Here is a 10,282-nt window from a genome sequence, read left to right as displayed (position 1 = left end):
CCCCGACGGCAAAACCACCGCCGACCCCGCCGAGGCCGTATCGACACTGGTGCGCGGGCTGGCGGAGGGCGTAAAAGAGGCGCGTCTTGCAACCGCCGAACAATGAACGCATTCTTGCCGGACAAGGTGCTGTCCGGAACGGAAACGGAAAGGGCTAGCCCATGAACTGGATCACCAATTATGTGCGGCCGAAGATCAGCTCCATGCTCGGTCGCCGCGATATGCCGGAGAACCTCTGGATCAAGGATCCCGAGACGGGCGAGATGGTCTTCCACAAGGACCTGGAAGAGAACCAGTGGGTCATCCCCTCCTCCGGCCACCATATGAAGATCAGCGGGCGTGAGCGGCTGAAATTCTTCTTCGACGACGGCGCCTACGAGACGCTGGGAAACCCCAAGGCGCCGGTCGACCCGCTGAAGTTCCGCGACGAGCGGCGCTACAGCGACCGCCTGCGTGACGCCAAGGCCAAGACCAACCTCGAAGACGCGGTGCTGAACGCCGTCGGCCGCATCGAGGGTCAGGAGGTGCTGGCCACCGTGCAGGATTTCGCCTTCATCGGCGGGTCGCTCGGCATGGCGGCGGGCGAGGCCATTATCCGCGGCTTCGAGACGGCCGTCGAGCGGCGGCTGCCGCTGGTGCTGTTCGCCGCTTCCGGCGGTGCGCGCATGCAGGAGGGCATCTTCTCGCTGATGCAGCTGCCGCGCACCACGGTTGCCGTCGACCGGCTAAAGGAAGCGGGGCTCCCCTATATCGTCGTTCTCACCGACCCAACCACCGGCGGCGTGACCGCCTCCTATGCCATGCTGGGCGACATACACATCGCCGAGCCTGGAGCGCTGATCGGCTTCGCCGGACCGCGCGTGATCGAACAGACGATCCGCGAGAAGCTGCCCGAGGGTTTCCAGCGCGCCGAATATCTGATGGAGCACGGCATGGTGGACATGGTGGTCTCCAGGCTGGAGATGAAAGCCACGGTGGCGCGGCTCATCAAGATCCTGCTCAAGACGTACGAAGAGGCCGAGAGCGCGCCCGCAGTTCTGCCGGCGCCGGCCAAAGCGGAGCTTGCCGAAGCGTCCGAGCAAGCGTGATCGTGCCATCCTGCCTCGCCTTTGAGGGCAACCCATGACCGTGGATACCGCCGAACGCGCCATCGAGCGGCTGATGTCGCTCCATCCGAAGGGCTTCGACCTGGCGCTGGAGCGCATCGAGCGGCTGCTTCAACGTCTCGGCAACCCGCACGAGAAGCTGCCGCCGGTCATCCACATCGCCGGCACGAACGGCAAGGGTTCGGCGGCCGCCTTCGCGCGCGCCCTTATCGAAGCTTCCGGCAAGACAGCGCATGTCCACACTTCCCCCCATCTGGTGAACTGGCACGAGCGCTACCGCGTCGCCGCCCCCGGCGGAGGGCGGCTGGTGGAGGACGCGGTGCTGGCCGAGGCGGTGGAGCGGGTGGCGGAGGCCAATCGCGGCGAGCAGATCACGGTCTTCGAGATCCTGACCGCGGTCATGTTCGTGCTCTTTTCCGAGCATCCGGCGGATGCGGCCATCGTCGAGGTGGGGCTCGGCGGGCGCTTCGATGCCACCAATGTCATCGCGCACCCCGCCGTCAGCCTCATCATGCCGGTCTCGCTCGATCACGAAGCCTATCTGGGCGACCGGGTGGAGCTGATCGCGGCGGAGAAGGCCGGCATCATCAAGGCCGGCTCGCCCGTCGTTATCGGCCAGCAGGAGTGGGACGCGGCGCGCGACGTGCTGGTGGAGACGGCGGAGCGGCTCGACTGCCCGCTCAAGGTCTACGGGCAGGACTTCATCGCCGTGGAGGAGAACGGCCGCATGGTCTATCAGGACGAAGACGGCCTCTTCGATCTGCCGCTGCCGCGCCTTGCCGGCCGCCATCAGATCGCCAACGCAGCGGCGGCCATCGCCGCTGTCAGGGCCGCCGGCTTCACCATCGGCCACCGCGCGGCCGAGCGCGCCATGTCCAGCATCTCATGGCCGGGGCGCCTGCAGAGGCTGCCCGAGGGCCGGCTTTCGACGATGGCGCCGGAGGGTACGGAAATCTGGATCGACGGCGGGCACAATCCCGGCGCCGGGGCGGTGATCGCCGAGGCCCTGGCGGAAGCGGAGGAGAAGCGGCCGAGGCCGCTCATCCTCATTACCGGCATGCTCAACACCAAGGACCAGACCGGCTATTTTCGCGCCTTCGAGGGCATGGCGCGGCATGTCTATACGGTGCCCGTGGAAAGCAGCGATGCCGGCACGCCCAACAGCGAGCTCGCCGCCCGCGCCAACAGCGCCGGCCTCTCGGCGGAGCCGGTAAACTCGGTCTCCAATGCGCTGAAGCTGCTGGCCGACACGTGGGACGGCGAGGTGCCGCCACGCATCCTCATCGGCGGTTCGCTCTACCTCGTCGGCGAGGTCCTGGCGGAGAACGGCACGCCTCCGGATTGAAAGGTGGACCGCTTCAAAGAAAAAGCCCGGCTTTCACCGGGCTTTCCACGTATCGAAAGACCGCTCAGGCCGGTTATGCAACCGCGCCACCGATCCACGCCGACAGCACCGTCTTCGGCGCGGCACCGACCTTCATGTCGGCCACTTCACCGTTCTTGAACAGCATCAGCGTGGGAATGGAGCGCACGCCGTACTGCGCGGCCAGTTCGGGGTTCTCGTCGATGTTGAGCTTGGCAACCTTGATCTTGCCGCCCAGCTCGGCGGAGATCTCCTCGAGGGCGGGGGAGATCATCTTACAGGGGCCGCACCATTCCGCCCAGAAATCCACCACCACAGGCTCGCTCGCCTGCAGCACGTCGGCCTGAAAATTGCTGTTGTCTACGGTGACGGTGGCCATCAGCCTCTCCTTGTCTCGGCAAGTGTCGCCCCGACATGTGGGGCCGGGCGGGGAAGGGTTCAAGCACCCCTTTTCTCACGCCCTTGTGAGTCGGGCAAGGGCGGCGGCCATGTCCGACTCGCTCACGGGGAGAAGGCGCGGAACCTCGGTGAAAAGCAGCGCGGCGGAGACATGGCGGCCCGGATAAAGCGGCTTCAAAAGCTCCGCGTAGAGCGCAAGCTGGGCCACATAGGGCAGCGGCACCTCGGCAGGAGCGGCGGGTGCCGGACGGTTGGTCTTATAGTCGACGATGAGCACCGCCTCCTCCGTCACCGCCAGGCGGTCGACCTTGCCGGCGACGGCGCGGCGCGCTCCGCCGATGGTCAGTTCACCCATCACGGAGACCTCGGCCCGTGAAGCGGGGGCGAAAAGCGGCGCAAAGCGGGCATCCCGCAGGATCGTCAGGACGGAGCCGAGGGCGCCTTCCGCCTCTCCCTCGGGCCAGCCGGCGCCGAGGCGCTCCAGATAGCGGCGGGCGGCCGTTTCGCGCTCGGCGGGTGGCAGGTCGGGCAGGACCTGCAGCAGGCGATGCACCGCATTGCCCCGCTCCAGGGCAAGGCCCGGCCTTTCCGAGCCGTCGAGGACGGGCGAGCGCGGCGAGGGAGTTATCTCAAAGCCGCCGTCGATCAACGCGGCGGCCCCCGACGGCGACAGCGGGCGCGGCAGTGCGGGCGGGGGCGGCAACGGCCGTCTCATTTCCGGCGGCAAGGGCTCGCCCGTCGCTTCGGGCGCGGCAACGGCCTCCACCGGCCCCGCCTCTGAAAGCGGCGTGACGCGAAAGCGCAGCACCGGCGCGCAATCCTTCGGATCGTCCCGTTCCTCGGTCTCCGCCTGGCCGGCAAAGGCATCGCGCACGAGCGTCTGCCAGGTGGCGGGAGCGGGCCGCGCGCCATGATAGCCGCAGACGATCAGCCGGTCCTCGGCCCGCGTCATGCCGACATAGAGCAGGCGGCGGTACTCGTCCTCCGCCTTCTCCCGCGCCTCCGCCTCGAAACGGCGGGCAAGCGAATTGGAAAGATCCTTGCCCTGACGCCACAGATAGCCGGTGACCGGCCGGGCCTCCCGCATCGGGAAAGGCATGAGTATCGGCAGGTGGCTGTTGCTGACCGGCGCGCTGCCGGGGTCGACGAGAAAGACTACCGGCGCCTCCAGCCCCTTGGCCGCGTGCACCGTCATGATACGGATTTCGTCGCGCGACTGGTCCATCTCGCGCTTGATCTCGGGGGCGGCGCCCTCCAGCGTCGCCAAGAACGCCTCCAGGCCGACCAGGCCCGTCCTCTCGCCTGTCAGGCAGAAGGAAAGGAACTCGTCCAGGATATCGTGCGCCTCGTGCCCCAGCCGGCCGACGAAGCGGCTGCGCACGCCCTCGCGCTCGGGCGTGCCGGCGAGCACGCCGGCATAGAATTCGAAGACCGGCTTGAAGGCGGCTTGCGCCTGCCAGTCGACCAGCGTCTCGAGGACCGCCCCCAGCGCGCCATCGGCCTTCGCCTTCTCGCGCAGCGCGGCGAACAGAGAGACCCCGTCGGCGCGCGGCCAGGCGAGACGGAACAGCGCCTCCTCGTCGAGCCCGAAGAGCGGGCTCTTGAGTACCGCCGCCAGCGACAGGTCGTCGTGCGGCTGCAGGAGAAAGCGGCCGAGCGCCGTCAGGTCCTTGACGGCGATATGGGCCGTCAGGCGCAGGCGGTCGGCGCCGGCCACGGAGATATAGCGGTTTTTCAGGCTGCGCGACAGCGCATGGACGAAGCGGTCGCGCTTCCTGACCAGGACCATGATGTCGCCTGGCCGCAGGCGCCGGCCCTGCCCTTCCAGGATCTCGCCGTCCTTCAGCCAGCGCTCGATCTTGTCGGCGATCACCTCGGCGAGCCTTGCTGCGGGGGCGGAGGCATGGTCTACGGCCAGCGTCCAGTCGTCCGGCTCCGCCACGACCTGCGGGCTCAGCGGAGACCAGACCTCCACATAGCCGGGCGCGTTCTCGCGGACGGCTTCATGCTCGATCAGCTCGGGATCGCGGGTGAGGCCGCGGCGCGCCTCTTCGCGGGAAAACACCAGGTCGACCGCCCGCAGAACGTCATAGGTAGAGCGGAAGGAGCGCTTCAGCCGCACCTTCGCAAAGCGCCCGCCGCCTTGCGGAACGCGCTTGTCGAAGGCGGCGCCGCTCTCGGCGAAGGCGGCAGGCTCGGCACCCTGGAAGGAGTAGATCGACTGCTTCTCGTCGCCGACGGCGAAAATGGTGCGTTCCACTCCCGCGCGCGATCCTTCGCCGGCAAAGAACTCTTCCGCGAGTTGCCGCACGATCTGCCATTGAGGCGGGCTCGTGTCCTGCGCCTCGTCGATCAGGATATGGTCGATGCCGCGGTCGAGTTTGTACTGCACCCAGGGGCCGACGTCCTGGCGGGCGAGAAGCCGCACGGTGCGCATGATGAGGTCGCTGAAATCGAGGAAGCCGCGCGCCCGCTTCAGCCGCTCGTAGCGGGAAATCAGCGCATCGGCGATGCCGAGCGCAGCGCTTGTCGCCTCCAGCATACGATAGAGCGCCAGCCGGTCGGCGGCCCGCTGCAGGAAGGCCGCCGCCGCCCGATAGCGCTCGTAGAGGCCGGGCAAGCGGTCCTTCAGCGCCGCCCTGAAGGTGCTCTCTCCGTAGGGATCGCCGCCCGCCTTGAGGAAGCCCTCGGCCAGCAGTTCCAGACGGCGCACGGGATCGACCTCCGCAAAGCCCAGCGAGGCGGTGGGGACGATGTTTTTCAGCACCGAGCGCGCGTTCGTCTCCTCGGCGGCGGCGACAAAGCGACCATATTCCGCCGGATCGAAGCCGGGCACGGGCCATGCCGAGGCGGCAAGGTTTTCGATGGTCTCGCCTTCGGCGAAACCGAATTCGGCGAGAAGCTCAGGCAGACAGGAGACGCCGTCTGTTGTGGCATCGATGAAAAGGCGCAGCTCCTCGCGTTTCGCCACAATCTCGGTGAGCAGCCGCTGCAGGCCGGCCTCGCCGCCGCGCTCCAGAACCTGCGCGAAGGCCTCCGCCATCGGGCCATCACCCACGGCGGCGACGGCGGTCAGAAGGTCGCGCCGCGCCTCGCCGAACAGCGCTTCTTCCATCTGCGCATCCAAGAGCTCGAAATGGCCGGCGATGTTCGCCTCCAGCGGGAACTGGTGCAGGATCGCCTCGCAGAAGGCGTGGATCGTCTGGATCTTCAGGCCGCCCGGCGTTTCCAGCGCACGAGCGAAGAGCTGGCGCGCGCGGCGCAGCTTATCCGGTCCCGGCCTGCGGCCTTCGAGGCCGGCGATCTCCTCGGCAAGCTTCTCGTCCGGCAGCAGGCTCCAGCCGGCAAGCTTTTCGAACACCCGGTTGGCCATGTTGGCGGCGGCGGCGCGCGTATAGGTGAGGCAGAGGATCTTCGAGGGGTCCGTGCCCTTCAGGAGAAGGCGGATGACGCGGCTTGCCAGCACATGCGTCTTGCCCGAGCCGGCATGGGCCGACACCCAGGCCGAGAGCGCTGGGTCTGAGGCGAGAGCCTGGTTCTTCAGCGTATCTTCGGGGATGCGGAGGGGCTTTTTCATTCGGCCTCCTCTTCGCCGGTATCACCTCCCGCCGACCACTCCAGGACACGCGCCAGATGGTCGTAGTCGCCCTCCATATCGCCTTCCTTGAAGGGCAGGGCGCGGGAAAGATAGCCGGCTTCCGGAGAGTCGTAATAGGCGAGCAGCCGTTCGAGCCGCTGCCAGGCCTCTTCCGCGAGTGCTGGGCCCGTCTTCTCGCTGTCCCTGATCTTCAGGATCGATTCGGGCTCCACAGCGCCGTTCGCCTTCAGCCGCACATAGCATAGTTCGTCCGCAGCGGGGTTGCCCAGCCCGGCAAAGGCGCCGCGGCTCAAAAGCGCGGCCTCCAGCGCAAGCTGCGGGGCGAGCAGACGGTGCGCCTGCACCTTGGAAGGGTTGGAGCCGGTCTTGTAATCGATGATGTCGGCGCGGTTGCCGGCGCGCGTGTCGATGCGGTCGGCGCGGCCGGCAAGCAGCTTGCCGGTGGCACCGACTTCGAGCGGTTCGGCGCGGATTTCGGCGTGGCGGGCGACGATACCCTCGGTGCGCCCGCGCTCCCAGACAATGACGTTGTGCGCCGTGCGCTCGAAGCGCGGCCACCACACCGCCGCGACATCGGCAGGAAGGCCGGCTTCGGCGAAAAGCGCCCGGCCGGCCGCAAGCAGGTTGTCCAACGCGTCGGCGGCGCAGGGGTCGGCGCCCGACTGGATGAACGCCTGCAGGATGTCGTGGAACAGCGTACCGCGCTCGGCCGCACCCGGATCGCGGATGAGCGGGTCAAGGGGAGAGAGGCCGAGTATGCGCTTTGCGTAGACGGCGTAGGGGTCGCGGCGCAGCGTCTCGATTTCGGTGATGGAGAAGCGCTGCGGCCGCGCTTCCAGTGGCGGCTTGGGGCAAGGGCGTGGCGCGAAAGGCTCGTCCTCGCCGGTCTCCAGCGCGTGCGCCCAGTCGATAAAGCGGCGGCCGCGCGCCTTGATGGCGTCTGTCTCCGCCGGCCCGGCGCAGGCCGCCAGCCGCTGCAGCCAGCGCGAGGCGACGGCAGGCGCATCGCCGGCGCGGGCCGAGCGGGAAAGCACCACCTCGGGCGCGCCCAGCGCCATCATGAAGTCGTGCGCGGCAAGGCCGATGCGCCGCTCCGGCGGCTCGAGCGAAAGCTCGGCCTTCATGAGGCGCGACATGAAGCGGTCGGAAGCCGGCACCTGCGGCCAGGTGCCCTCGTTGAGGCCGCCCAGCACCAGCGTGTCGACACTCTGCAGGCGCGCCTCCAGCGTGCCCCATATGGCGACGCGATGGTCGGCGCCGTGCGCCGGCTTCACCACCTGCCCGGCGATGAGCGCGGCGAAGACGTCCGGCCACTCGGCAAGCTCCACCTCCAGCGCGGAAAGGCTGTCGACCAATTCGCGCAGGAACCGCGCCAGCGCTTCGCCCGCCTCGCCGCCATAAAGCGTGGCCAGGCTGCCGTCGGCATCGCGAGCCAGAGCCTCCAGCGCCTCGGCCGAAGCGCGCGCCGCGGCGGCGAGGCCGACCAAGCGCTCGCCCCGCAACGCGGTGAGCGGCGTCAGCGCCTTTTCGAGTGCCGCTAGAACCTCGCGTGCCTCGGTGAGGTTCCGCTTGGTCAGCCGGCCGAACCAGAAAGGCTTGCGCGCGTCGGCGAGGGCAGCGTGACGCGTGTCGAACAGGGCGGAAAGCGCGGCGGCGTCTGGCCGCCCCGTGCCGCCGCGCAGCGCCACCAGATCGATCAGCTCCGCTGCGCCGCGCACCTGTTGACGCGGCAGGCCGAGCTGCAGGAGCGGATGCTTCAGGAGGCCGATGATCGCCACCGGTTCGCCGGGCCGGCACACGGCCTCCAGCATGAGCCGCATCAGCGTGGCCGGCACGCTGTCGGCAAGCGGGCTGCCGCCCGAATCGTCGGCCTCGATGCCGAAGCGGCGCAGCTCCGCCGCCACCCGCCGCGCCAGCGCGCGGTCGGGCGTGACCAGCGCGGCCGTCTTCCCTTCGTGGGCGACGGCATGGCGCAGCGCCACGGCAACGGCAAGCGCCTCCTCGCGCTCGTTCGCCGCCTCGACCAGGCTAACGCCGGCCAGCGCGCCATCGCGCAAGGCCTGTTCGACGCTCTCCCTGTTGCCGGCCCACAGCTCGGTCGTCTCCGCCGGCCGCAGCGCCTCGCTCGTCAGCCGGCGCCGCGCGGCGAGCGCGGGCGATGGCGCGGCAAGCTCGGCCACGTCGGCACGGGCGATGCCGATGCCGGCGGTGAGCTTCTTCAGGCCGAATTGCGGATGGCCGCAGGCCGCGGGCTCCTCGCTCGCACCCACCGCCCGCCAGGAGGTCTCGTCAAGATAGCGGTCGAGGCCGGGCAGAACCACGGCGCCGTTGTCGAGGCGGGCGATCGTGGCGAGCAGCCGAGCCGTGGCGGGTATCGAGCCGGTGGAGCCGGCGGCGATCACAGGGCCACTCCCGGGATTGCGCTTCAGCCTCGCGGCTTCGGCCGCCAGCATGGCGTTGCGGTGGGCGGCTGGGTTCGAGCGATCGCGCTCTGCCAGCACGTCCGGCCACGCGGCGGTGACGATGTCCAGGAAGTCGAGGGTAACCTGCCACCAGCCGGCAAGCTCCTCCGGCACCAGATCCGCGAGCCTCGTCCAGTCGGCTTCCTCGGTCTCGATCTCGTCCATCAGGGCGGCAAGGTCGCGAGCGAGCCACAGGCTGTCGCTCAGCGAAGCGGGCACGACCACGCCTTCCTCGAAGAGCGCGGCGACATGCGCCGGCACACGCGCCTTCCAAGCCCGTACCAGCGGCGCGAGCAGCAGAACGCGCTCGAGCTCGCCGATTGGCGGCGCATGGTCGAGGATGGCGGCCCCGCCCTCGCCGTCCAGATCGGCAAGGTCGGCCTCGAACTCGCCGAGGGGGCGGATGACAGGCAGGATGGCGGAACGGCCGCCAAGCCGCTCGACCAGCACGCTCCTCAGCCCCCGCGCCGCGCGGCGGGTGGGCAGGTAGACCGTTGCCTCGGCGAGCGCCAGCGGATCCCCGTCATGGCGAAAGCCCGGCACCAGCGCACCGGACAAAAGCGCCTCGGCAAGCGCCGGCAGGAAGGGCACGCCAGGCGGGATGGAGAAGACGCGCGGCGTTGTGCGCGCCGCGGTCACGGGGCCGCGCCGAGCCGCCGCAGCGCCGCCTCCGCGGGAGCGATCGCCCCAGGCGTGCCGACGGTGATCCAGTGGCCGTCGAGGGGCAGGCCGAAGAACCGACCTGAAGCGGCGGCCTGGTCGAACTGCATGTTGAGGGAATGCGGGCCGGCGGGGGCGCCGGCGAACAGGCGCGGATGGACGATGAAGGCGCCGGCATAGATGAAGCCGTCCTCCCCCTCGCGCGCGCGTTCCAACCGCCCTTCCCCATCCATGGTGAAGTCCACCTTGCCCGTGTGCCCTGTGGCGGAAGCCGGGTCCGCCAGGAGCATGAGTATATTCATGCGGGCGGCGTCCCATGCAAGGGCAAGGCGCCCAAGGTTCGGCTCGCCCCGGTCGATCCAGAACGTGTCAGCGTTGAGGACGAGGAAGGGCTCCGTACCCAGAAGGGGAAGCGCCTTGACGACACCGCCGCCCGAATCGAGCAGCATGTCGCGTTCATCGGAGATCGTTATCCGGGGGGCGGTGCGCCGGCCAAGATGGGCGGTCATCAAATCCGGCAGATGATGGACGTTCACCACGACTTCCGCCACGCCCGCCCGTTGCAGCGCGTCGAGCCCCCAGTCGATCAGCGGCTTTCCGGCGACGGGCACGAGCGGCTTCGGCGTCGTCTCCGTCAACGGCCGCATGCGCGTGCCGAGGCCGGCGGCGAGCATCATGGCCTTCTGCGGCATTC

General features: G+C 69.1%; 6 protein-coding genes and 1 pseudogene. 3 read left to right on the top strand and 4 right to left on the bottom strand.

Annotated features, from left to right (window positions below; genetic code table 11):
- The 3 genes and pseudogenes from trpA to GM910_RS18660 form a co-directional block, all read left to right on the top strand.
- A pseudogene (gene trpA / locus GM910_RS26990) lies at positions 1-106 on the top strand (tryptophan synthase subunit alpha); the annotation flags it as partial.
- Between the two features lie 55 nt (positions 107-161).
- On the top strand, positions 162-1,088 hold the full coding sequence (gene accD / locus GM910_RS18665) for an acetyl-CoA carboxylase, carboxyltransferase subunit beta (RefSeq protein WP_159589970.1): 927 nt from the start codon (positions 162-164) through the stop codon (positions 1,086-1,088).
- Positions 1,089-1,122: 34 nt separating this feature from the next.
- The gene (locus tag GM910_RS18660) at positions 1,123-2,451 is read left to right on the top strand and encodes a bifunctional folylpolyglutamate synthase/dihydrofolate synthase (RefSeq protein WP_159589969.1); all 1,329 of its coding nucleotides are present in this window, start codon (positions 1,123-1,125) and stop codon (positions 2,449-2,451) included.
- A 73-nt stretch (positions 2,452-2,524) separates the two neighbouring features.
- On the opposite strand, the gene trxA is transcribed toward GM910_RS18660, so the two are convergent.
- The 4 genes from trxA to GM910_RS18640 all read right to left on the bottom strand — a co-directional run bounded on the left by trxA (position 2,525) and on the right by GM910_RS18640 (position 10,280).
- Entirely contained in the window at positions 2,525-2,848 is a 324-nt protein-coding gene (trxA, locus tag GM910_RS18655) for a thioredoxin (RefSeq protein WP_159589967.1), read from the bottom strand.
- A gap of 75 nt (positions 2,849-2,923) precedes the next feature.
- Positions 2,924-6,445: a double-strand break repair helicase AddA gene (gene addA / locus GM910_RS18650; RefSeq protein WP_159589965.1), complete on the bottom strand. Its 3,522-nt coding sequence runs from the start codon at positions 6,443-6,445 to the stop codon at positions 2,924-2,926.
- Positions 6,442-9,567: a double-strand break repair protein AddB gene (addB, locus tag GM910_RS18645; protein WP_159589963.1), complete on the bottom strand. Its 3,126-nt coding sequence runs from the start codon at positions 9,565-9,567 to the stop codon at positions 6,442-6,444. Before addB ends, addA begins: the two co-directional genes overlap by 4 nt.
- Complete coding sequence (locus GM910_RS18640) at positions 9,564-10,280, bottom strand: nucleotidyltransferase family protein (RefSeq protein WP_159589961.1); 717 nt, start codon at positions 10,278-10,280, stop codon at positions 9,564-9,566. The genes addB and GM910_RS18640 overlap by 4 nt, the downstream gene beginning before the upstream one ends.
- Positions 10,281-10,282: the final 2 nt, after the last annotated feature.

The sequence above is a fragment of the Chelativorans xinjiangensis genome, from assembly GCF_009812055.1.
Classification (GTDB): domain Bacteria; phylum Pseudomonadota; class Alphaproteobacteria; order Rhizobiales; family Rhizobiaceae; genus Chelativorans; species Chelativorans xinjiangense.
The sequence above is the reverse complement of the archived record's forward strand: the minus strand, read 5'-3'. Positions and strand labels throughout refer to the sequence as shown.